This is a genomic window from Kitasatospora sp. NPDC057965, assembly GCF_042887135.1.
Classification (GTDB): Bacteria; Actinomycetota; Actinomycetes; order Streptomycetales; family Streptomycetaceae; genus Kitasatospora.
Genome location: NZ_JBHVPZ010000006.1, coordinates 331,493 through 353,609, shown reverse-complemented (window position 1 = coordinate 353,609; position 22,117 = coordinate 331,493). Strand labels below are relative to the sequence as shown.

Annotated in this window: 18 protein-coding genes and 1 riboswitch; of the genes, 8 read left to right on the top strand and 10 right to left on the bottom strand. The window is 73.4% G+C overall.

Annotated elements, in window-relative coordinates:
- Positions 1-224: 224 nt before the first annotated feature.
- Positions 225-1,046 carry an alpha/beta fold hydrolase gene (locus tag ACFVVU_RS10465; RefSeq protein WP_387789159.1) on the bottom strand — a complete coding sequence of 274 codons (822 nt, stop codon included), beginning with the start codon at positions 1,044-1,046 and terminating at the stop codon, positions 225-227.
- Positions 1,047-1,529: 483 nt separating this feature from the next.
- Between ACFVVU_RS10465 and ACFVVU_RS10460 the strand changes: the two genes are divergently transcribed.
- From ACFVVU_RS10460 to ACFVVU_RS10440, 5 genes are all read left to right on the top strand, one after another.
- A complete protein-coding gene (locus ACFVVU_RS10460) occupies positions 1,530-2,036 on the top strand; it encodes a flavin reductase family protein (protein WP_387789158.1) in 507 nt (168 codons plus the stop codon).
- Positions 2,037-2,045: 9 nt separating this feature from the next.
- The gene (locus ACFVVU_RS10455) at positions 2,046-2,546 is read left to right on the top strand and encodes a YfbM family protein (protein ID WP_380681092.1); all 501 of its coding nucleotides are present in this window, start codon (positions 2,046-2,048) and stop codon (positions 2,544-2,546) included.
- A 159-nt stretch (positions 2,547-2,705) separates the two neighbouring features.
- Entirely contained in the window at positions 2,706-3,803 is a 1,098-nt protein-coding gene (locus tag ACFVVU_RS10450; protein WP_380681095.1) for a chemotaxis protein, read from the top strand.
- Positions 3,804-3,883: 80 nt separating this feature from the next.
- A complete protein-coding gene (locus ACFVVU_RS10445) occupies positions 3,884-4,867 on the top strand; it encodes a GlxA family transcriptional regulator (protein WP_380681098.1) in 984 nt (327 codons plus the stop codon).
- 103 nt (positions 4,868-4,970) lie between these two features.
- Entirely contained in the window at positions 4,971-5,717 is a 747-nt protein-coding gene (locus ACFVVU_RS10440; RefSeq protein ID WP_387789155.1) for an MBL fold metallo-hydrolase, read from the top strand.
- Positions 5,718-5,900: 183 nt separating this feature from the next.
- On the opposite strand, the gene ACFVVU_RS10435 is transcribed toward ACFVVU_RS10440, so the two are convergent.
- Together ACFVVU_RS10435 and ACFVVU_RS10430 are read right to left on the bottom strand one after the other, a co-directional pair.
- Positions 5,901-6,683: a hypothetical protein gene (locus ACFVVU_RS10435; RefSeq protein ID WP_380687581.1), complete on the bottom strand. Its 783-nt coding sequence runs from the start codon at positions 6,681-6,683 to the stop codon at positions 5,901-5,903.
- Between the two features lie 149 nt (positions 6,684-6,832).
- A complete protein-coding gene (locus tag ACFVVU_RS10430) occupies positions 6,833-8,602 on the bottom strand; it encodes an oleate hydratase (RefSeq protein ID WP_380688198.1) in 1,770 nt (589 codons plus the stop codon).
- Positions 8,603-8,973: 371 nt separating this feature from the next.
- Here ACFVVU_RS10430 and ACFVVU_RS10425 point away from each other — a divergent pair, with 371 nt between their 5' ends.
- Together ACFVVU_RS10425 and ACFVVU_RS10420 are read left to right on the top strand one after the other, a co-directional pair.
- The gene (locus ACFVVU_RS10425; RefSeq protein ID WP_380688200.1) at positions 8,974-9,237 is read left to right on the top strand and encodes a hypothetical protein; all 264 of its coding nucleotides are present in this window, start codon (positions 8,974-8,976) and stop codon (positions 9,235-9,237) included.
- Between the two features lie 176 nt (positions 9,238-9,413).
- Positions 9,414-10,790, top strand: coding sequence for an erythromycin esterase family protein (locus tag ACFVVU_RS10420; protein WP_387789153.1), 1,377 nt, complete (start codon positions 9,414-9,416; stop codon positions 10,788-10,790).
- 65 nt (positions 10,791-10,855) lie between these two features.
- Here the strand turns inward: ACFVVU_RS10420 and ACFVVU_RS10415 are convergent, their stop codons facing one another.
- From ACFVVU_RS10415 to ACFVVU_RS10385, 7 genes are all read right to left on the bottom strand, one after another.
- On the bottom strand, positions 10,856-11,965 hold the full coding sequence (locus tag ACFVVU_RS10415) for a HoxN/HupN/NixA family nickel/cobalt transporter (RefSeq protein WP_380688204.1): 1,110 nt from the start codon (positions 11,963-11,965) through the stop codon (positions 10,856-10,858).
- A 53-nt stretch (positions 11,966-12,018) separates the two neighbouring features.
- A riboswitch (cobalamin riboswitch) is annotated at positions 12,019-12,257 on the bottom strand.
- 214 nt (positions 12,258-12,471) lie between these two features.
- Positions 12,472-13,311 (bottom strand): PIG-L family deacetylase, encoded by an 840-nt coding sequence (locus ACFVVU_RS10410; protein WP_380688487.1) that lies wholly within the window; start codon positions 13,309-13,311, stop codon positions 12,472-12,474.
- Positions 13,312-13,426: 115 nt separating this feature from the next.
- Positions 13,427-13,831, bottom strand: coding sequence for a DUF4259 domain-containing protein (locus ACFVVU_RS10405; protein WP_387789151.1), 405 nt, complete (start codon positions 13,829-13,831; stop codon positions 13,427-13,429).
- A gap of 180 nt (positions 13,832-14,011) precedes the next feature.
- Complete coding sequence (locus tag ACFVVU_RS10400; RefSeq protein ID WP_387789149.1) at positions 14,012-15,088, bottom strand: YihY/virulence factor BrkB family protein; 1,077 nt, start codon at positions 15,086-15,088, stop codon at positions 14,012-14,014.
- A gap of 141 nt (positions 15,089-15,229) precedes the next feature.
- The gene (locus ACFVVU_RS10395) at positions 15,230-17,464 is read right to left on the bottom strand and encodes an MMPL family transporter (RefSeq protein WP_387789147.1); all 2,235 of its coding nucleotides are present in this window, start codon (positions 17,462-17,464) and stop codon (positions 15,230-15,232) included.
- 184 nt (positions 17,465-17,648) lie between these two features.
- Positions 17,649-19,283, bottom strand: coding sequence for a ribosomal protection-like ABC-F family protein (abc-f, locus tag ACFVVU_RS10390; RefSeq protein WP_387789145.1), 1,635 nt, complete (start codon positions 19,281-19,283; stop codon positions 17,649-17,651).
- 305 nt (positions 19,284-19,588) lie between these two features.
- Positions 19,589-20,629 carry an alpha/beta fold hydrolase gene (locus ACFVVU_RS10385; RefSeq protein WP_387789143.1) on the bottom strand — a complete coding sequence of 347 codons (1,041 nt, stop codon included), beginning with the start codon at positions 20,627-20,629 and terminating at the stop codon, positions 19,589-19,591.
- 234 nt (positions 20,630-20,863) lie between these two features.
- On the opposite strand from ACFVVU_RS10385, the gene ACFVVU_RS10380 reads away from it, so the two are divergent.
- The gene (locus tag ACFVVU_RS10380; protein ID WP_387789142.1) at positions 20,864-22,105 is read left to right on the top strand and encodes a cytochrome P450; all 1,242 of its coding nucleotides are present in this window, start codon (positions 20,864-20,866) and stop codon (positions 22,103-22,105) included.
- The last annotated feature ends 12 nt before the right edge of the window (positions 22,106-22,117 follow it).

The following is a 22,117-nucleotide window of genomic DNA, read 5'->3' as shown; positions in this document are numbered from 1 at the left end:
CTCTCCGGAGGGTTCCGTCGGATTCCCGGCGGTATCCTCGGGGTCCGGCCCGATGGCCGGAAGCCCCCTCCACCGGGAATCCCACGGGGTCCGCCGTCGCGCCGCAGGTCACCCCCGCCCGGCCGCCCGCCCGGCCCCGGCCGTTCTTCCGCCGGCCTTCCAGCGGCCACCTCCCGTCGGCCCCGCCGTCGGCCCTCGTACGCGGGCCGGGCCGGGACGGAAGGTCAGGCGGCGGCGAACTCGACCAGGTCCTTGGTGAACGCGGCCTCGTACGCGCCGACCAGGCCGTGCGGCGCGCCCGGGTAGACCTTCAGGGTGCCCTGGGAGAGCAGCTCGACGGCCTTCTTCGCGGAGGCGGCGATCGGGACGATCTGGTCGTCGTCACCGTGCGCGACCAGGACCGGGATGTCGATCTTCTTGAGGTCCTCGGTGAAGTCGGTCTCCGAGAACGCTTCGATGCAGTCCAGGGCGCCCTTCAGGCCGGCCTGCATGCCCTGCAGCCAGAACTCGCGGCGCTTGCCCTCGGAGGGCTCCGAGCCCGGGCGGTTGAAGCCGTAGAAGGCCTCGCTCAGGTCGTAGTAGAACTGCGAGCGGTCGGCGGCGACACCCGCGCGGATGCCGTCGAAGACCGACATCGGGGTGCCCTCGGGGTTGGCGTCGGTGCGCAGCATCAGCGGCGGGACGGCGCCCAGCAGGACGGCCTTGCGCACCCGGGCGCTGCCGTGCCGGCCGAGGTAGCGGGCGACCTCGCCGCCACCGGTGGAGTGGCCGACCAGTACCGCGTCGGTCAGGTCGAGCTGGTCCATCAGCTCGGCCAGGTCGTCGGCGTACTGGTCCATGTGGTTGCCGTCCCACGTCTGGGTGGAGCGGCCGTGGCCGCGCCGGTCGTGGGCGACGACCCGGAAGCCGGCCGAGGCGAGGGCCACGGCCTGGCCCTCCCAGGCGTCGGCGTTCAGCGGCCAGCCGTGCGACAGGACGACGGGCCGTCCGCTGCCCCAGTCCTTGTAGAACTTCTGGGAACCGTCGGAGAGGGTGATGAAGGGCATGACGGCCTTTCGGTCGTGCTCGTCGCGCAGGGTCGAGCAGTCGAGCGGGGGAGAGGATCGGCCGGTGCGGGAACCCGGTGTTCCGCTCGGCCGGTTCCCAGCATGACCGGCCGGTTTGTCCGGCGGCACCCTTCCGGACCTCCTGTGCACCGTCAGTCAAGCGCCGTGCGGTCCGGGACGGTTCCAGCCCCCCGGGCGGGCCGTCCGTCTCCGCGATCAGGGCGCGCACCACCGCCGCGACGATGGCCGGCCGCTCCTGCCCGGGCGACATGGCCGACGCCGGGCAGGGTGATCAGCCGGGCGTCGCGGAAGACCGCGTAGGCCCGCGTGCGGTGCGGACGGAGGCGGTCGTCCCGCCCGATCGCCTGTCCAGCGGCCCCGTCCACCGGGACGGGGCGTGCGGGCGGCGGACGTCCGTTCGGCGGGCGGGAGGTTCGTCCCGGGCCGGGTGCGAAGCCCCGGCCGGCTTCCTAGGCTGGGGGTATGGGCGACTTCGACACGTTCGCGGCCCTGCTGGTCCAGCCGGTGTACATGGTCACCGCGCCGGGGCCGCCGCCGGCCGGGTGCCTGGTCGGCTTCGCGGGTCAGTGCTCGGTCGACCCGGTGCGGTTCGTGGTGTGGATCCCCAAGGCCGACCGCGCCCACGACGCGGCCCTCGCGGCCGACGCGCTGGGTGTCCACCTGCTGCCGTACGGGCACGGGCCGGCCACGCAGTTCGACGGCCCGGGTGGTGACGGCACCGACCGGTTCGCGGGCGTCGAGTGGTACCACGGCCCGTACGGCGTGCCGGTGCTGGCCCAGGCGCCCGCGTGGTTCGTCGGGCGGGTGCTGGACTGCGTCGACTGGGGCGACCACACCGGCCTGCTGCTGGCCCCGGTGGCCGTCGAGGCCCCGTCCGCCGGCGCCGCGGTCCTGTCCCACCGCGATGTCGACGAGGCCGGGGCCGGCCGTCCCGCAGGGGCCCGGGGGAGTGTCGGCGGCCGGCCCTAGGCTGCGGCCATGAGCATGATCGGGCGTTACCTCCGGCTCAGTGCCGGGGAGTTGGAGCGGGCGGAGCGGGAGCCGGAGTGGGCCCTGGAGTTCGTCGAGGAACTGGACGACGCGGACGACGGCGAGCGTGCGGGCGGCCGGCCGCGGCTGCACGAGACCGGCAAGGCGTGGCAGGCGCTGGACTTCCTGCTCCGGCGCCGCGGCTTCCCGGTCGACCTGGTGCACGGGGAGGGGGAGCTTCCGGGTGCGGAGGACTGGGGCTACGGGCCGCCGTCGCGGATCGCCCCGGACCGGGTCCGGCTCGCCGCCGGGGCGCTCGCCGCGCTCGACCCGGGGCGGCTGACCGAAGGGGTCACCGGGGCGGACCTCGCCGAGGCGCGGGTCTACCCGCAGAGCCTCTGGGCGGACGAGGACTCGTTGCACCTGGTGACGGCCGAGTACCGGGCCCTGACGGAGTTCCTGCGGGCGGTCGCGACCCGGCGCCACGGGGTGCTGGTCTGGATCGAGTGACGGCAGGCGGCCCCGGCTCGGCGGACAGCGGACAGCGGACAGCGGGCGGCGGGCTGAGTGGCATCTCGGTACATTGAGGACATTACGGACAGGCGTGAGCGGTTCCGGGCTCCGCGTGTCCAGGCAGAGAAGGCCGAGCCGCCTTCGGAAAGGGTCCCCATGCAGCGTGCCCTCAGCCCCGCCGTCCTCGCCGAGCTGCGCCGGCCGAGGCCGTATCCGGCGGTGTCCATCCTGATGCCCACGCACCGCCGGGAGCCGGACAGCGCGCAGGACCCGGTCCGGCTGCGCAACCTGTTGGCCGAGGCCAAGGAGCGGGTCCAGGCCGACCCCGAGGTCTCCCGCGCGGACCGGATCGACGTGCTGGAGCAGCTCGACCGGGCCCTCGCCGAGGTGGACCTGGTGCACGCCGAGGACGGCCTGGCGATCCTCGCCGCCCCCGGGGAGCACCAGGTCTGGTCGCTCGGGCGCACCGCGCCCGCCCGGGTGGTGCTGTCGGACACCTTCCTGACCCGCAACCTGGTCGCCTCCCAGGCCGCCGAGCGCCCCTACTGGGTGCTCGCGGTCGCCGCCGACCGGGTGGTGCTGTGGGGCGGCGACGAGGAGCGGGTCGCCGAGGACCGGGGCCACGGCTTCCCGCTGGTGCGGGTCTTCGACAACCCCGACCCCGAGCGGCAGGAGCGCATCGGAGACACGCCCAGCACCTTCCGCGACGAGGAGACCAAGACCTTCCTGCGGCAGGCCGACACCGAGGTCGGCAAGCTGCTCGCCGCCGACCGCCGCCCGCTGTACGTGACCGGCGAGGCCGCCGCGCTCGCCCTGCTGGACGCCGTCGGCCCGATCGCCAAGGAGGCCACCGAGCAGATCCCGCACGGCGGCCTCGCCCAGGCGGACGCCGAGACGGTCCGCAAGGTGGTCGAGCCCGCCGTACGCGCGCAGGCCGAGCGCGAGACCACCGAGGCGCTCGCCCAGCTCGACGCCGCCCGCGGCCGTCAGACCTTCGCCGCCGGCCTGGACGAGGTCTGGCGGGCCGCCGGTGACGGCCGGCTCGGCCGGTTGGTGGTCGAGGAGAACTTCCGCACCACCGTCCGCGACGACGGCGAGCACCTGGTGCCGGCCGCGGCCGAGGAGTCCGGCGCCCGTGAGGACATCGTCGACGAGGTCGTCGAACGCACCCTCGACACCGGCGGCCAGGTCAGCTTCGTGCCCGACGGCACCCTGTCCGACGCCGGCCGGATCGCCGCCGTCCTGCGCTACTGAGGGCCGTCGGGCCCCCGATGGCCCGATGTGACAGATCCTGGTCGTTGTGGCCGTGCCCGGTCCGGCGGCAGGATCGGGGCATGCCCCAACCGCCCCAACCGCACCACGTCGTGATCGTCGCCTTCCCCGGCATCGAGCTGCTGGACGCCACCGGACCGGCCGAGGTGTTCTCCGTCGCCTCCAGGGTCGGGGCAGCCGACCGGCCCGGCTACGTCGTACGGATCGCGACGGCCGACGGCGGCCCGGTGACCACCTCCAGCGGCGTGCGCCTGCTGGCGGACCTGGCCTTCGACGAGGTGGCCGGCCCGATCGACACCCTGCTGGTGGCGGGCGCGATCGAGGTCGTCGACGGCGGCGTGGAACCGGTGATCGACCACGGGGTCACCGCGTGGCTGCGCGATGCGGCCCCCCGGGCCCGGCGGACCGGGTCGATCTGCGCGGGAGCACACCTGCTGGCCGCCGCCGGGCTGCTGGACGGCCGGCCCGCCACCACCCACTGGCTCACCGCGGGCCGGCTCGCCGCCGAACACCCCGACGTCCTGGTCGACCCCGATCCGATCTTCATCCGGGACGGCCGGGTGTGGACCTGCGCCGGTGTCACCTCGGGGATGGACATGGCGCTCGCCATGGTCGCCGAGGACCACGGTCAGGACCTCGCCCTCGCGACCGCCCGGATGATGGTGATGTACGTCAAACGCTCCGGAGGGCAGAGCCAGTTCAGCGTGCCGCTCTCCGTCCCCGGTTCCTCGGACGACCGGATCGACGAACTGCGCAGGTGGATCGGCGAGCACCTCACCGAGGACCTCTCCCTCGAAGCCCTCGCGGCCCGCACGCACCTGAGCACGCGCCACTTCACCCGGCTGTTCCGCCTGCGGACCTCCACCACACCGGCCGCCTACGTGGAGGCGGCCCGGCTGGAGGCCGCCCGGAGGCTGCTGCAGGACACCGACCGGAGCATGCCGGAGGTCGCCGCGGCGAGCGGCCTCGGCTCCGTGGAGACGCTGCACCGGGTCTTCCGCCGGCGGCTGGGCACCACCCCGGCCGAGTACCGCCGCCGCTTCTGACCCACGCCACCCGCACATCCGCTTGGCCGTCGCGCTCGCGCCCCGGCCGCGCCCCGCCGTGCCCGCACGCGCGGCACCGACCAGCACGCCCCGGAGGAGAACCGTGTCCAGCACGAAGGTCGTCCCGATCCCGGTCATGGGCCGGCACAACATCAACGCCTATCTGCTGCTCGGCCGTCGCCCGGTCGTCGTCGACGCCGGAACCCCCGGCAGCGGCCGAAGGATCCTCGACCGGATCACCGCCCACGGCGTCGACCCCGCCGACATCGCGCTGATCGTCATCACCCACGGTCACATCGACCACTTCGGCTCCGCCGCCGAACTGCACCGGCTCACCGGAGCGCCCCTGGCCGGGCACGTCGCCGACCTCGGACCGTACCGCTCCGGCCGGGTCCGCGAGCCCTACCTGCCCACCGGCCCGATGGGCCGTCTGATGGCCCGCAACCGCAAGCTCCACGTCCGCGCCGAGCCCTTCGAACCCACGGTGCTCGTCCGCGGGGCGACGAGCCTGGAGGACTTCGGCCTCGCGGCGCGCATCATGCCCACCCCCGGTCACACCGCAGGATCGGTCTCCGTCCTCACCGACGCCGGGGACCTGGTGGCCGGCGACCTGATCGCGAACTCCTTCATGGGCCTCGTCCGCGCCAGGCCCGCCAACCCGCCCTTCCACGACGACCCCCGGCAGAACCTCGCCAGCCTGCGCGAGATGCTCGCCCTCGACCCCACCCGCCTCCACGTCGGCCACGGCACCGCGCTGGACCCCGACCGGGTGCGGCGGTGGGCGGAGCGGGAACACGGGCGCCTCGCCCGTCGTGCCGCTGCCGGGCGCCTCACCGCTCGCAGCGCCTGAGGTACCGCGGGCGGCACGCCCCGGCACCGCCCCGGACGGGCCTACCGGACGGCGATCCCGACCAGGACCGACCGCTGGGGCGCCGAGCCGCACAGCCAGGGCGAGACGATCTGGTCCGAGGCCGACGCCGCGCGCTTCCCGCGCGGCGACTGAGCGGCCGCCGACCGCCGGGTTCCCTGCCGCTCAGATCCCCTCGACGGCGCGGGCGTCGCCGGTCAGCGCGTAGCGGCGGCAGGCCAGCAGCTCGTCACAGGTGCTGCCGATCTCCTCGCCGAGCAGGTGCAGGACGGCCTCGGCGTCGTGGTCCGAGACGTAGCCCGGTGCCACGCGCAGGGCGAGCAGGCCCAGCTCGCGGAAGCCGCCCCGCAGCCGTTTCTGCACCTCCAGCCCCTCGCCGACGGCCGTGCGCCAGGCCTCGACGTCCATGCCGTCGGGCCCGGGGACGCTGTGCAGCTCGGCGGGCGGCACGTCCGGGCGCTCGCACAGCTCCGCGACGGCGTCGGCCACGGCGGCGGCGACCCGGGCGGGCTCCTGGGGCCGGTCGCCGGCCTCCGCGCGCACCTGGCCCAGCCGGTCGGCGAGCAGGTCGGACAGCTCGGCCAGCCGGCCGCGGAGGTCCACGACCGCCCGGACGTCCAGCACCGCCCAGCTGTCCCAGACGTGGGCGAGCGAGGGCCCGGCCTCGCGGGCCACGGTGTCCTCGATCACCCCGGCGGTGTCCGCCAGGTCCAGCAGCCGGTAGGCCGTGGGCCGGGGGAGTCCGAGCTCGGCCATGGCGTAGGCGTCCCAGGAGGGGTGGCCCAGCGCCGTCCACGCCCGGCTCCGGTGCGCCGCGCGCACCCGCCGGGTCAGTACCAGCGCGGCGGTGCGGGGCTCCGTCACCGCCGCGCGGAGCTCGTCGGTCAGCTGCCGTGCGTCGGCCCGGTCGACCACGGCGTCCACCTCGCGGTTGCGCGTGTCATCCATACGCCTTGCTTGCCCGCTGCACGGCGGGCGAACCGTTCGATACCGGGGTGAACCGTCTGTGATCGCCATGTTCCGTACGGATACCGACGACCGGCGGACCGGCGGGTCCGCGGACCGTTCCCGGTCCGCGGACCCGCCGGTCCGTGCCGCTACCGCCCTTCGTCGATCAGCCCGAACTCCTCCAGCAGCGCGCCCACCTCGGTGGCCTCCAGCCGGTGCAGCAGCCGCTTGCGCAGGAACTCCGGTCCGGGCAGGCTCAGTTCGGCGCCGTCCCGCAGCCGGCTGGTCGCGGCGAGCAGCTTGCGCACGTCATAGGTCGAGTTGAAGACCTCCGGCACCCCGCGCTCGACGTCCATCAGACGGTAGGCCGCCTCCATGCCGGTGCGCACCGAGTACTCGGTGGTGAAGATGCAGTCCCGTCCGGTCTCCGCGAACTGGCCGATGAACGCGAAGTTCACCGCCCCCTCCGGCACCACCTGCGGCCGGTCGCCGGCCTTGCGCGGCAGGAAGAACGAGGTGACGTACGGCATCATCACCGGCACGCAGCGGGCGGCCTCGGCGGCCAGCTCGGGGATCTCCGCCTCCGGGACGCCCAGGTGGTACAGCCACTCCTGGGTGATCTCCTCGCCGGTGCACTCCGCCATCGGCTTGCGGACGTAGTCGCCCGGCCGGTCGACGAAGAGCGAGTACAGCCAGACCACGATCTGGTCGGCCGGCTGCTGCTTGAAGTGCGGCTGCCGGTTGACCGTCCAGCTCAGCAGCCAGGAGGAGTCACGGGCGGTGACGATGCCGCCGGTGACCACGCCGCCGCTGAACGGGTCGCGCTTGGCGACCTGCTGGATGTACCGGGGGATGCGCGGATCCAGGGTGGTGACGGTGGCCGACTCCCACTTGCTCTGTGCGATGTCGCCGCAGAACACCTCGGGGCGGCCGAACTCCGGGTCCTTGGCGGCGATCCGCCGCCACAGGTCCCAGGCCGGCGCCGGGCCGTCGTCCAGCCGGGCCGGGGTGTGCTGGTCGCCGTTGTCCGAGTTCTCGGTGAGCGAGCCGATGGTGGTGAACACCAGGTCGTCCTCACCGAGTTCGACGCCGCCGGGCTTTCCGGCCTCGGTCCAGTGGATCCGGGTGGCCCGCTTGCGCCCGGGCGTGAGGTCGAAGTCGATGTCGGTGACCTCGGTGTCGAAGCGGAAGGTCACGCCCTGGTCCATCAGCCAGCGGGTCAGCGGCAGCACCATCGACTCGTACTGGTTGTACTTGGTGAACTTCAGCGCCGAGAGGTCCGGCAGGCCGCCGACGTGGTGGACGAAGCGGTGCAGGTAGAGCTTCATCTCCAGGGCGCCGTGCCACTCCTCGAAGGCGAACATGGTCCGCCAGTACAGCCAGAAGTTGCTGTCCAGGAAGTCACGGCCGAAGACCTCGTCGATCCGCTTGCCCTCCAGCTCCTCGCGGGTGGCCAGGAAGATCCGCACCAGGTCCTTCTGCGCCCGGTCGTTCAGCGCGAACAGACCGTCGGTGCGGGCGTCCCGGCCCCGCTGCTCGGTGACCCGCTGGAGCGAGAAGTTCGGGTCGTCCTTGTTCAGCCAGTAGAACTCGTCGAGCACCGAGGCGCCCTCGACCTCCAGCGAGGGCACCGAGCGGAAGAGGTCCCACAGACACTCCATGTGGTCCTCCAGCTCGCGGCCGCCGCGCACCACGAAGCCCTTCTCCGGCTCCTTGATGCCGTCCAGCGCACCGCCGGGCAGCCGCAGCCGCTCCAGGATGGTGATCCGCTCGCCGGGCACCTGCGCATCGCGTACCAGGAACGCCGCTCCCGCGAGCGACGCCAGGCCCGAACCGACGAACCAGGCGCTCGCCCGGTCGGCCCGCTCGGGCTTGCGCGGCTTGGCGAACGCCTCGTAGTTCCCGCTGCTCCAGTACACGTGCACTCCTTCGATCGGTGGATCAGCCGTCGGCGCGCCGGCAGACCTCGCCCACGCTTGCCAACGGCGCTTCCGGCGGCAACGCGGCTGGTCCGAACGGGTGATGCCCCGTCGGTCCGGCCCGCCCTGCGCCGTGATCACCACACTGCTCCTCCCGGCACGGCCGGGGATCGGTCCACCGGGACCTGATCTCGGTCCGGAGGTCCCGGACCGCTCGTGCCATTGGTCCTGTTTCGCGTCCTTCGCGCCGCTGCCCGACGCGCTGCCCGACACGCTGCCCGACCCCGCTGGGCACGCCCCGGAAGCGGCCCCGGCCCCCGAACAGCCCACCCCGGGGTGTCCCGGCGGTCCGGGCGGCCGATCCTCGTGCCATGGCCTCGATCGTCGTCCTCTACGAGCTGGAACCCGCCCGGGTGCTCGGCCCCGACGGGGTCGAGCCCGCCGTCGCGGCCGTGCACGCCGCCGGCTCCGACCCGGACGTGCCCGAGGACCCGCTGCCCCGCACCCTGTGCGGCCGGGACACCGGCGACATGGAGCACGCCCACTTCCGGCCCGGCCTGGGCGAACCCTGGTACCCGCCGGCCCTCGCCGAGCAGCGCTGCCGCGAGTGCGAGCGGGCCCTGCGCGCCCGGTAACGGACGGCGCCCCCCCGGCGGGCGGGGCGACGCCCACCGAATTCCGCCGGGGGCTTCCCCCAGGAAGGTTGGGAGGCGCTCCCCAGTGCGCCGCCGTCGCCGTCGAAGCCAAGATCGACTCAACGGAACGCCGAGGTCAACGGCGTTCAGGCCGAGTCGAGGAGTGAACCGGAACGATGACGGGCAGCAAGCGGATCGGGCGGCACGGACTGCTGGCGGCGACGGCGGCGGTGGCGGCAGCGGCCGTGCTGGCCCCGGTGGCGGCGGTCGCCGCCCCGGTGGGACCGGCGGCCACGGCGGGGGTGAACGCCGAGGACGCCCGCCGGGCCGAGGTCGTGCGAGCCTTGCAGAGCGTCGCCCAGCCGCTGCGCACCACGGAAGCCGGCGGCCGCACCGCCGACCTGAACGCGCTGGGCGCGATGATCGGCGACGCCAAGGTGGTCGGCGTCGGCGAGGCCACCCACGGCTCGCACGAGTTCTTCGCGATGAAGCAGCGGCTCTTCCGCTACCTGGTCGAGGAGAAGGGCTTCACCAGCTTCGCCCTGGAGACCAGCTGGACCAGCGGTCTGCAGATCGACGAGTACGTCCAGGGCGGCCCGGGAGACGCCCGGCAGCTCGTCAAGGAGGCCCTGGGCGGCAGCCCCTGGGAGCGCGAGGAGTTCGTCGACCTGATCGCCTGGATGCGGGCCCACAACCGGAGCCACCCGAAGAACCCGGTCCACTTCGTGGGTGACGACCTCGGCCTCCCGAGGCTCGGCGACCCGGCCTTCGACCGGGTCACCTCCTACGTGCGGCAGGCCTGGCCGGCCGCTCTGCCGCAGCTCGACGGGCTCTACGCCGGCCTGCGGCCCCTGGACGACCTCCTCGCCTACATCGGCAGGCCGGTCGCCGAGCGCCGGGAGAACGCCGCCAGGGCCCAGCAGGCGCTCGACCTGGTCACCGCGAGCGGAACCCCCGGCGACGACGCGTACGAGTGGGCCGTGCAGCACGCCCGCAACATCGCCCAGACCTTCGCCTTCGCCACCTTCGACCTCGCCGACCCGGCCTCCGTCGCCGCCTCGGAGCAACTGCGCGACCGGGCGATGGCCGAGAACACCGCATGGTGGCAGCGCCGCACCGGCGGCAAGGTGCTGATGTCGGCGCACAACGGCCACGCCGGCTACCTGTCCACCGACACCTTCCTGTACCCCGAGCCGCAGGGCTCCCAGCTGCGCGACACCTACGGCGGCGACTACGTGGCCATCGGCTTCACCTTCGACAGCGGCTCCTTCCTCACCACCGACGCGGTCCTGACCGGCGACTGGAAGACCGTCACCGTCCCGGCGGCGACCCCGGACATGAACGAGTACACCCTCGACCGGGTCCGCTACCGGGACTACTACGTCGACCTGCGCACCGCTCCCCGGGCGGCCCGCGACTGGCTGGACGTCAGCCGGCCCACCTACGACGCCGGCACGGTCTTCGTCAAGGACCCCCTGCCGCAGCTCGCGATCGGCCGGGCCTACGACGTCCTCGTCCACCTGAACCAGGTCACCGAGGCGCGCAGGTTCTGATCGGGCCCGCTCCGACCGGGGCCGTGCCGGGCCCCGGTCGGGATGCGGCGTGGTCCGGACAGGCGTCAGCCGGTCTTCTCCACCCGGGCGCTCCAGCGCTGCTCGACGTTGCCGAGCCGCCAGTAGCCGAGGGCGCAGGCCCAGACGACGACGAACAGGCCGACGATGACGTAGCCGACGTTGTCGAGGCTGATGTCGGCGATCCAGGTGGTGACGGGGTCGGTGAGGTCGAGCTTCTCGTGGAGCACGCCGACGAGCTCGATGGTGCCGATCAGGAAGGCGACGGCGATCGACAGGCCGGTGATCGTGAGGTTGTAGTAGACCTTGCGGACCGGGTTGGAGAACGCCCAGTGGTAGGCGAAGTTCATGAAGGTGCCGTCGAGGGTGTCGAACAGGCTCATGCCGCAGGCGAAGAGCAGCGGCAGGCAGATGATCGCGTACCAGGGCAGCCCCGAGGCGGCGCCGGAGCCGGCCATCACCATCAGGGTGACCTCGGTGGCCGTGTCGAAGCCGAGGCCGAAGAGCACGCCGAGCGGGTACATCTGGCCGGGGCGGGTGATCGATTTGGTGAGGCGGCCGAGGAAGCGGTTCATGAAGCCGCGCTCGTCGAGGTGCTTCTCCAGCTGCCGTTCGTCGAACTGCCCGGCCCGCATGGCCTTGTAGACCTTGTGGATGCCGGCCAGGGCGAACAGGTTGAGGGCGGCGATCAGGTACAGGAAGGTGCCGGAGACACCGGTGCCGATGACGCCCAGGACGCTGCGGACGGTGGACTCGTCGTCGACCAGCGTGCCGGCGAACCGGGCGCCGCCGGCGACCAGGGCGGCCATCGCCAGGACGATGCTGGAGTGCCCGAGCGCGAACCAGAAGCCGACCGAGATCGGGCGCCGGCCGTCGGCCATCAGCTTGCGGGTGGTGTTGTCGATGGCGGCGATGTGGTCGGCGTCGAAGGCGTGCCGCATGCCGAGGGTGTAGGCGGTGATGCCCAGGCCGACGCCGAACACCTGGGTGCCGACCTCGTACCTCTCCGGGGCGACCAGCAGGAACAGCGTGCCGAAGGCGACGACGTGCATGGCGGCGATGACGGCCAGCAGGCCGCCGGTGCGGACGGTGTCCCCGCGCTGCCAGCGCGGGGCCCTGGGCAGGGTCGATGACGACGTGTCGTCGGTGAGGGTCATGACGGGCGGCCTCTCCAGCTCCTCGATGGGGGGCACCCCCGGGCGGGGCCGGGGGGTACTGCGCGCGCCGTGGCCGGTCTCCTGGCTTCGGGTGTACCGCCGCACCCGTGTCCGGGCAGGGCGGAGCGCACCCCTGACTCGTCTTCCCGTGCGCCGTGCGGCACCGGTGACTGCCCGCGTCGGTCGCGGGCACGTCGGGGGTACTTCCCTTCACAGTGGCGAGGGCCGCGCCGGATTGGGCCCTCACGGGCCGCCACCGGTCTTCCCGAGCACCACGGCGGGGAACACCGTAGGCGCTGGGCCCTCCTGCCGACAAGACAGTGCAGGTGCGCCGCGGTCGCAACAGGGCGGGTCCGCAGGGATCGAGGGGGTGGTCCTGACCTGGAGCGATCCGGTGGGCAGCGCGAGTTGCTCCAGAAGCAGGCCGTTGACGACCGATGAGCCGTCGCCCGGCCGGGCGACGGCTCATCGGTCATCGGCGCGGGGCGCCGCAGGGTGGGGGCCGCTCAGCGCAGGCCTGCGAAGAGGTCGTTCTCGGGGAGCTCCGCGCCGGTGGTGTCGTGGACCCGGACGAAGGTCTCCACGCCCATCAGCTGGGTGAACTTCTCCTTGCCCATCTTCAGGAAGAAGATGTTCTCGCCCTGGCTGGCGTGCGCGGCCAGGGCGTCGAACTTCTGGCCGCCGAACTCGGTGGTGTCCACCCAGGTGGTGATCTCCTCGTCAGGGAGGCCGATCTCGGGCATCTCGGGCATCTCCGAGTCCGCGGAGCCCGGCTCGTCCCAGTCCGCGCCGAGCTCGCGCATGACCTCCCCGAACCGCGCCATCATCGAGCGCGGGGCCGTCGTCCAGTACACCTTCGGCGTCGTGCCGGCCAGCTCCAGCGCCCGCGACGTGATGCGGTTCGCCTGGATGTGGTCGGGGTGGCCGTAGAAGCCGTTCTCGTCGTAGGTCACGACGACGTCGGGCCGGTAGCGCCGCATCAGCTCGGCGAGGCGGGCGGCCGCCTCGTCGACCGGCGTGGTCCAGAACGAGCCGGGCGCGTCGTTGGCGGCCCAGCCCATCATCCCGGAGTCCGCGTAGTCGAGCATTTCGAGGTGGCTGACCTTGAGGACCTCGCAGCTGTCCGCCAGCTCCTGACGGCGCATCGCGGCGACGGCCGCCGGGTCGTGTCCGGCCTCGCCGGGCTTGACTCCTCCGGGGCCGTCTCCGCAGGCGCCGTCGGTACAGGTGACGAGCACCGTTCGGATGCCCTCGGCCGCGTAGCGGGCGAGCACACCGCCCGTGCCGGTGGCCTCGTCGTCGGGGTGGGCGTGCACGGCCATCAGGGTCAGGGGCCGGTCGGTCATGAGGGCTCATCCTTAGGTCTGCCGAGTGTTCGGCCTCAGTCTGCGGCACGGGGCCGACAGGGAGCGGTCCGCCGTGTTTCTGATCGACTGTTGGGAACGAGGGGGCCGCGGTCCGCTATTCCGGGGAGCCGGGCACGATCGGATCGGCCGCCGCGTTCCGGGTGATGGCCTCGGCCAGCTGGTCGAACGTGCGGTTCAGGACCGCCCGGCGTTCCTCCTTGAAGCCCGGGGCGGGCTCCATGCCGTCGATGCTCCGCTCCCAGACGGCCATGAACGTCGTCTTCCACTGCATGATCACGTGGGCCTCCGGCAGGTCGCCGACGCCGTGGCCGACCCGGGCGAGGGAGAGCAGCAGTTCGAGGTTGCACGGCACGGCGACGCCCCAGTACTCGTCGGGTTCGAGCTCGACGAGGTCGCCCGCCATCGCCTGGGCGACCTCGTCGACGAGCCGGTCGATGACGGTCGACAGGTGGTCCAGGGCCGTGTCGCTCTCGAAGTTCCCGCTGCCCCACGTGCCCACAAGGTCTCCTTCGAAGGGTTCCGCTGTCAGTCCCGGTCGCTGTCCCGGTCATCGAAGCAGACCGCACTGACATCGCCGGGTCGCCGCCGTGCGATCCGTGCCACCCGCGCGGACGCCGAGCGCTCCGACCCCACCGCGGCCGCCGAACCCGTCGAGCCCGTCGACCGGTGGGCGCCCCCCTCAGCCGGCCCGGCCGTCGGCCTCCCCGTGGTCAGGCTCCGGGCCCTCCGCCTCCCTGTCGGCCCGCTCCTGGCCCTCCGGCTCCCCGCCGCTCCGCTTCTGGCCCTCCGGCTCCGTCGCGCCCACGTCGTGGAACGAGACGTCCACCCGCTGTTCGGGCCGGCGCTCCTCCTGCCGGGCGACGAAGGCGAGCACGTCCAGGTCGGCGGCGGTCAGCGGCGGCTGGAGCAGACTGCGCGGCCACAGCCGACGGGCGAGCACCACGTCGGTCTCCGCCGCGTACACGGTGACCTGCGCGGTCAGGTAGAGCCAGAAGAGCAGGCCGATCACGGTGGCGAAGAAGCCGTAGACCTGCCCGGCGTGCCGCAGCTCGTGCGCGACCAGCAGCGAGCCGAACGCCTGCAGCGCGGTGAACAGCGGCCCGGCCGGCAGACAGCCCGGCCACAGCGACCGGGTCGGCACGTCGCGCGGGGTGAGCACCCGGAAGCAGGCCAGGCAGAGCGCCGTGTTCAGCAGCGCCGAGACGACGAGTGCCCCGATCCGCGCGGGCAGCCCGCCCAGGGTGGTGCCGACCAGCGTGGCGCCGGCCGTGGTCAGCACCAGCCCGGTGCCCAGGACGGCGAACAGCAGCAGTCCGCGGGCCAGCCGGGGGAAGTAGCCGGGCCGCCGAACGCCGGGCACGTTCCAGATCTCGGCCATCGCGTGCTGGAGCACCTGGGTGACGCCGAGCGCGCCGTAGAGCAGGCCGAGCACACCGATGATCAGCGCCAGCCCGCTGCCCTGGAGCGAGTGGGTGCTCTGGCGCAGCTGGTCGCCGATGATCGGGAAGTCGGCGAGCGCGGAGTTGACGACCGCCTGCTGCGCCCCGGGGTGACCGTGCAGGACGAAGCCGAGCACGGTGCTGAGCAGGAGCAGCAGCGGGATCAGCGCGACGAAGCCGTAGTAGGTGAGCAGCGCGCAGAGCAGGCCGCCGCGGTCGTCCCCGTACTTCTTGATCACCCCGAAGACGAAGGCGGGCGGGCGGTGGCGCTGCTGGAAGCGGTCCACCGCGCGCAGGGCGCGTTCGATCGGATTCACGCCCGCGCGTCTGCCCCATCCGCGCGCCGGGACACCTGGACGCGCGCCCTACCGGTACGCTTCCTCGACTCCGGGTGCCGGCACGGCATGCCCCCTCCGCCACCCGGAACCGCGTGTTCCACGCCCTCCGTCCCCCGAGGTCTACACCTTCTCGCCCTCGCCCTCGGTGTCGATGTGCGGCAGGATCCGGTCGAGGAAGCGCGGCGTCCACCAGGCGGCGGCGCCCAGCAGGGTCATCACGGCGGGCACCAGCAGCAGGCGCACGATCGTGGCGTCGACCAGCACGCTGACGGCCAGGCCGAGGCCCATCATCTTGATGACGATGTTGTCGCTGACGATGAACGCGGCGAACACGCTGACCATGATCAGCGCGGCGCAGGTGATCACCCGGGCGGTGATCTCCAGGGCGTGCGCGACGGCGTCGTGCGGTCGGCCGGTGCGCACCCATGCCTCGTGCACGCGGGAGAGCAGGAAGATCTCGTAGTCCATGCTCAGTCCGAAGACGATGGCGAACATCATCATCGGCACATAGCTCTCGATCGGTACCTTCCCGGCCACCCCGAGCGCAGGCCCGCCCCAGCCCCACTGGAAGACCGCCACCACCACCCCGTACGAGGCCGCGATCGACAGCAGGTTGAGCACGGCGGCCTTGACCGCGACCAGCAGGCCGCGGAAGACGGCCAGGATGATCAGGAAGGCGAGCCCGACGACCACCGCGATGATCAGCACCAGCCGGCTGGACACGATGTCGAGGAAGTCCACCTGGGCCGCGGTGTTGCCGGTCACGTACGTCGTCGCGCCGGTGCCGGCCACGGCGTCCGGAAGCACGGTGTCCGACAGCCGGTTCACCAGGTCGGTGGTGGCGCGGTCCTGCGGCGCGGTGGCCGGGACGACGGTGTTGAACAGCACCACGCCGTCGGGGCTGGTCTGCAGCGGGCCGACGCTCGCCGCGCCGGGCAGGCCGGTGAGGGCCTGCTGCACCGAGGCCTGGACGGCGGGGCGGTCGTCGGCCGGTACGGCGCCCTGGTCGACGACCAGGGTGAGCGGCCCGTTGGAGCCCGGGCCGAAGGCCTGGGACATCAGGTCGAAGGCGCGCCGGTCGGTGAAGTCGGTGGAGTCCGCGCCGTCGTCGATGTGGCCGAGCTGGATGGAGAACAGCGGGATCGACAGCACCCCGAGCACGACCACGCCGGCGACCAGGTAGCGCCAGGGGTGCGCCTCCACCCGCCGGGCGTAGCGGTGCCAGGCACCGGTGGCCTCCTCGCCGCGCGCGCCGCCGCTCTCGGCGACCGGCCGGCGCATGGAGACGCGGTCCATGCGGCGGCCGATGAACCCCATCAGCGCGGGCAGCAGGGTGAGCGCGCCGAGCACCGCCGTCACCACGGTGACCCCGGCGGCGGCCCCGAGCTTGGCGATGAACGAGATGCCGGACACCGACAGCCCGGACAGTGCGATGATCACCGTGCAGCCGGAGACCAGCACCGCGCGCCCGCTGGTGGCCACAGCTTGCCCGGCGGAGGCGACCGGGTCCACGCCGTCCATCAGGTTCTGCCGGTGCCGGGTGAGCAGGAACAGGGCGTAGTCGATGCCGACGCCGATGCCGATCATGGTCGCCAGGGTGGGCGCCACCGTCGCGAAGGTGGACAGTGCGGCGATCAGCCCCAGTGCACCGAGGCCGACCACCGCCGCGAACAGCGCCGTCAGCAGCGGCAGCCCGGCCGCCAGCAGGCTGCCGAAGCCGACCAGCAGCACCACGATCGCCACCGCGAAGCCGATCGCCTCGCTGGAGCGGTCGTCCGGCGCCGGCCGGGCCAGCTCGCCCAACGGCCCGCCGTACTCCACCTGCACCCCGGCGGCCCGCAGCGGGGCGACGGCGGCGTCCACGCCGGTCAGGTAGTCGTCGCCGAGCAGGGTGGGGTTGGTGTCGAACCGGACGGTGATGTAGCCGGTCAGCCCGTCGGCCGACAGCGGCCCGCCGGGCGGCGCGGGCTGCCCGGGCGGTGGCAGCGGGTTCTGCGCGCCGAGCACGTGCGGCAGTGCCTGGAGCGCGGAGACGGCCTGGCCGATCTGCGACGCGAAGCCGGTCAGCGGCGCGGCGTCGTGCAGCACCACCTGGGAACTGGTGCCCGCGGCGGCCGGCTCGTGCGCCTGGAGGACCTCCTTGCCCTGCGCCGCCTGGGTGCCGGGCAGCGAGAAGTCGTCGGAGTAGCTGCCGCCGACCGTCCGGTTGGCGGCCTGGACGGCGGCCAGCGCCACGATCCACAGCACGATGACCAGGAGCGAGTGACGCGCGCACCACTCGCCCAGGCGGCGCAGGCCCGCGCGCTTGGCCGCGGGCGCGGCGGCCGGTGCGGAGCGGCGGATGGACGGCGGCATGGGCGGCTCCCGGGGCCTTGGGCGCGGCTGTGCGCCGATCCGGCGCAGCGTTCCCCGGCGGGCCGCGCCGCGCACCGGTACCGGTGGGTAGTCGCCCCGGCGGCGGTGCGCGGCGGTGCGCGGCGGAGGCCGGGGCAGGGGCCGACCGCCGTCCGTTCGGCCCCTGCCCCGGCATCCGTGGCCGTCAGCGCACCGGAGCCGCCGTCTCCCGCAGCTCGCCGTCGGCCAGCCGCAGCCAGCGGGTGATGCCGATCCCGCTCAGGAAGCGCTCGTCGTGGCTCACCACCACGAAGGCGCCCCGGTAGGCGTTCAGGGCGTTCTCCAGCTGCCCGGTGCTGACCAGGTCGAGATTGTTGGTCGGCTCGTCCAGCAGCAGCAGGTGCGGGGCCGGATCGGCGCACAGCAGACAGGCCAGCGTGGCGCGCAGCCGCTCGCCGCCCGACAGCACTCCGACCGGCAGATGCGCCCGGGCGCCGCGGAACAGGAAGCGGGCGAGCAGGTTCATCCGCTCCGCCTCCGGCCGCTCCGAGGCGTACGCGGCGAAGTTCTCCGCGACGGTGCGGTCCGGGTCGAGCAGGTCCAGGCGCTGCGAGAGGTAGGCGACGCGCCCGTCGGCCTGCCGCAGCTCACCGCCCTCGGGGGCGAGGTCGCCGGTGAGCAGGCGCAGCAGCGTGCTCTTGCCCGCGCCGTTGGGGCCGGTCAGCGCGATCCGCTCCGGGCCGCGGACGGTCAGGTCGACGCCGGGGCCGGTGAAGACCTCCCGCTCGCCGAGCCGTACGCGCAGCCCCTCGCCGAGGAACAGGGTGCGCCCGGCGGGCACCTGGGTGTCCGGCAGCTCCAGTACGATCCGCTGCTCCTCGCGCAGCGCCCGCCCGGCCTCGTCCAGCCGCGCCTTCGCCTCGCCGACCCGCCCGGCGTGCACCTGGCCGGCCCGTCCGGCGGCCTCCTGAGCGCCGCGCTTCATGTTCCCGGCGAAGATCTTCGGCAGACCCGCGTTCTTGAGGTTGCGGGCGGCGTTGCTCTGCCGGCGGTCGGCCCGCTCGCGGGCCAGCTGCATCTCCCGCTTCTCCCGCTTCAGCTCCTGCTCGGCGTTGCGGACGTTCTTCTCGGCGACCTCCTGCTCGGCCCGCACGGCCTCCTCGTAGGCGGTGAAGTTGCCGCCGAACAGGCGCAGTTCGCCCCGGTCGAGTTCGGCGATCCGCTCCATCCGGTCGAGCAGCGCCCGGTCGTGGCTGACCAGCAGCAGGCACCCGTGGTAGTCCTCCAGAGTGTCGTAGAGCCGGTGCCGGGCGTCCAGGTCGAGGTTGTTGGTGGGCTCGTCGAGCAGCAGCACGTCGGGCCGCTTCAGCAACTGGCCCGCCAGGCCCAGCGAGACGATCTGGCCGCCGCTGAGGGTGCGCAGCGTGCGGTCCAGGGTGAGCGAGCCCAGGCCCAGACGGTCCAGCTGGGCGCGGGTGCGCTCCTCGATGTCCCAGTCGTCGCCGATGGTGGTGAAGTGCCGTTCGTCGACGTCCCCGGACTCCACCGCGTCGATGGCCCGGATGATCTCCGCGACGCCCAGCACCTCGGCGACGGTCAGCCCGGCGGTGAGCGGGAGGGTCTGCGGCAGGTACCCGAGGGCGCCGTCCACGGTGATCGACCCGGCGGTGGGCCGCAGCTCGCCGGCGATCAGCCGCAGCAGCGTGCTCTTGCCGCTGCCGTTGGGCGCGACCAGGCCGGTGCGGCCCGTGCCGACGGCGAAGGAGAGGTCCTGGAAGACGGGGGTGTCGTCGGGCCAGGAGAAGGACAGGGTGGAGCAGACGACGGAAGCGCCGGACATGAAGGTGACCTCACGGGGTGACGGCTTCAGGGGCAGGGAAGGACACACCTGTCCCCTGAGTGGACAAGGGGGAGGAGGGGACGACAGCCGGGCCGCGGCAGCGGTGCTTCAGCGCACCGGCGAGCGGCCTGTCGGTCCGGGTATCACCCGGAGATGTCGTCGTCCACCACCATGTCCGGTCTCCTCAGCGAAAGATCAATGTTCTCGCCACTGTAGCAGCACGGGCCCGGCGCCGCAGGTGGATGGATCCGCAGGCGGAAAGGCCGCGGACGGACCGACGGGCCCGTGCCGCCGGTCTGCGGAGTTCAGAGCCGGTCGGCGTCCAGGACGGCCCGCGCGAAGGCGGCGGGCGCCTCCTGCGGCACGTTGTGGCCGACCTCCGGCAGGGTGCGGTGCAGATAGGGCCCGGTGAAGTACCGCCGGTAGCCGGAGCCGTCGCCCGGGGCGGTGAACGGGTCGCGCCCGGCGTCGAGGGTGACGGTCGGCACGGCGATCCGCGGGTGCGCGGCGAGCCGCTCCTCCAGACGGTCGTAGCGGCGTTCGCCGTCCGCCAGGCCCAGCCGCCAGCGGTAGTTGTGCACCACGATCGCCGCGTAGTCGGGGTTGTCGAAGGCGGTGGCCGTGCGGGCGAAGACCGCGTCGTCGAACGACCAGGTGGGGGAGACGGTGTCCCAGACGAGCCGGCACAGGTCGTCGCGCCGGCGCGGATCCGCCATGGCGCGCCGGCCGCGCTCGGTGGCGAAGTAGAACTGGTACCACCAGGTGTGCTCGGCGGCGGCTGCCAGCGGTTCCTGCTGCGCCTTCACATCGGTGATGAGGTACCCGCCGACCGAGACCAGCGCCTTCACCCGCTCCGGCCACAACGCGGCCAGGATGTCGGCGGTGCGCGAGCCCCAGTCGAAGCCGGCCACCACGGCGCGCTCGACGCCCAGCGCGTCCATCAGCGCCAGGACGTCCAGCGCGATCGCGGACTGCTGGGCGTTGCGGACCGTGCGGTCGGACAGGAAGCGGGTGCTGCCGTGCCCGCGCAGGTAGGGGACGACGACGCGGTAGCCCTGCGCGGCGAGCAGCGGGGCGACGTCGACGTAGCTGTGGATGTCGTACGGCCAGCCGTGCAGGCAGAGGACCACCGGGCCGTCCGCCGGGCCGTCCTCGGCGTAACCGACGTCCAGCAGCCCGGCCCGGACCTGCGCCGACCGGGCGAAGCCGGTGTTCGCTGTCGGCGCCGTGCGCGGTCCGGAGTCGCCGTCCGCCGCCCGCGCGGCCCCGGGCGGGCCGGCCAGGGACAGCGCGGTGGTGCCCGCGCCGAGTCCGAGGGCCTTGGTGAAGGTGCGCCTGTCGATCATGCTCGTTCCCTCCGTGGTGCGGCCGGATCGGCCGGTACCAGCCACTGTGGGCGGCGAAGCGACCGCGCGCATCGGTCAATTGACGGTGGGACGGCTGTTCGGGTGGTGCGCCGGAAGGGTGTCATCCGCACCCCGAAGGCCCTCTCGACGCGGCGGACGCGCGGCGGCATGCTCGTCCCCGTGCACGGTCCGGGCCGTGCCGCGTCCCTGCGCCGTACGACCGAAGGAGCCCCTGTGGACCGTCTCGTGCTGGACCCGACCGGCCGTGACCGCGACGCCGAGACCGCCGAGCTGCACGCGCGCGGACCGGCCACGCCCGTCGACATCCTGGGGGTGAAGGCCTGGGCGGTGGCCGACCCGGACCTGCTGGAGGAGCTGCTCAAGGACCCCAGGGTCTCCAAGGACGGCCACCAGCACTGGCCCGAGCTCCCCGAGTTCTCCTCCGGCTGGCCGCTGGCCCTCTGGGTGACCGTGCGCAGCATGTTCACCGCCCACGGTGCGGACCACCGGCGGCTGCGCCGGCTGGTCGGCACCGCCTTCACGGCACGCCGGATCAACGAGCTCGCCGGGCGCGTGGAGGAGCTGACGGAGGCCCTGCTGGACGACCTCGCCGCGACGCCGCCCAGTACGCCGGTCGACCTCCGCGAGCGCCTGGCCTACCCGCTGCCGATCCGGGTCATCGCCCAACTCCTCGGCTTGCCCGACGAGTTGGTGGATCGCTTCCGGGCCCACGTGGACGGCGCCTTCGACACCACGCTCACCCCGGCGGAGTCGGAGGCCAACGGGGTGGCGTTCTACGGGATGGTCGGCGAGCTGATCGCCGCCAAGCGCCGTGAGCCCGGCGACGACCTGACCTCCGCGCTGATCGCCGCCTGCGAGAGCGAGGCGGGGGGCGGCTCTCGTACCGACGGCGGTGACGCCGGACTGAGCGAGCAGGAGCTGCTCGACACCCTGCTGCTGGTCGTCTCGGCCGGCTACGAGACCACCGTGAACCTGATCGACAACGGCATCGCCAACCTGCTCACCCACCCCGAGCAGCTCGCCCTGGTGCGCGAGGGCAAGGTCGGCTGGGACGACGTGGTCGAGGAGACGCTGCGCCGCGACGCGCCCGTCGCCCACCTGCCGCTGCGCTACGCGGTGGAGGACATCGAACTGCCCGGTGGCGTGACCGTCCGCCGCGGCGAGGCGATCCTCGCCTCCTACGCCGCCGCCGGCCGCCACCCCTCCCGGCACACCGACGGCGCCGCCTTCGACCTGACCCGGGCCGACAAGGACCACCTCGCGTTCGGCCACGGCGTGCACTTCTGCCTCGGCGCCCCGCTCGGCCGCCTGGAGGGCCGCACCGCCCTGAGCAGGCTCTTCGAGCGCTTCCCGGATCTCGTGCTCGCCCCGGACGCCGAGCTGCGGCCGGTGGAGTCGCTGATCTCCAACGGCCACCGCACGCTCCCCGTGCTGCTGCACGGCCCGCGGGCCTGACGGCGGGAACGC

Coding starts and splice junctions, on each gene's coding strand:
- ACFVVU_RS10425 (WP_380688200.1), top strand. CDS start 8,974: ATGGCCTCGATCGTCGTCCTCTACGAGCTGGAACCCGCCCGGGTGCTC.
- ACFVVU_RS10460 (WP_387789158.1), top strand. CDS start 1,530: ATGGGCGACTTCGACACGTTCGCGGCCCTGCTGGTCCAGCCGGTGTAC.
- ACFVVU_RS10395 (WP_387789147.1), bottom strand. CDS start 17,464: ATGCCGCCGTCCATCCGCCGCTCCGCACCGGCCGCCGCGCCCGCGGCC.
- ACFVVU_RS10385 (WP_387789143.1), bottom strand. CDS start 20,629: ATGATCGACAGGCGCACCTTCACCAAGGCCCTCGGACTCGGCGCGGGC.
- ACFVVU_RS10455 (WP_380681092.1), top strand. CDS start 2,046: ATGAGCATGATCGGGCGTTACCTCCGGCTCAGTGCCGGGGAGTTGGAG.
- abc-f (WP_387789145.1), bottom strand. CDS start 19,283: ATGTCCGGCGCTTCCGTCGTCTGCTCCACCCTGTCCTTCTCCTGGCCC.
- ACFVVU_RS10465 (WP_387789159.1), bottom strand. CDS start 1,046: ATGCCCTTCATCACCCTCTCCGACGGTTCCCAGAAGTTCTACAAGGAC.
- ACFVVU_RS10415 (WP_380688204.1), bottom strand. CDS start 11,965: ATGACCCTCACCGACGACACGTCGTCATCGACCCTGCCCAGGGCCCCG.
- ACFVVU_RS10410 (WP_380688487.1), bottom strand. CDS start 13,311: ATGACCGACCGGCCCCTGACCCTGATGGCCGTGCACGCCCACCCCGAC.
- ACFVVU_RS10450 (WP_380681095.1), top strand. CDS start 2,706: ATGCAGCGTGCCCTCAGCCCCGCCGTCCTCGCCGAGCTGCGCCGGCCG.
- ACFVVU_RS10420 (WP_387789153.1), top strand. CDS start 9,414: ATGACGGGCAGCAAGCGGATCGGGCGGCACGGACTGCTGGCGGCGACG.
- ACFVVU_RS10445 (WP_380681098.1), top strand. CDS start 3,884: ATGCCCCAACCGCCCCAACCGCACCACGTCGTGATCGTCGCCTTCCCC.
- ACFVVU_RS10435 (WP_380687581.1), bottom strand. CDS start 6,683: ATGGATGACACGCGCAACCGCGAGGTGGACGCCGTGGTCGACCGGGCC.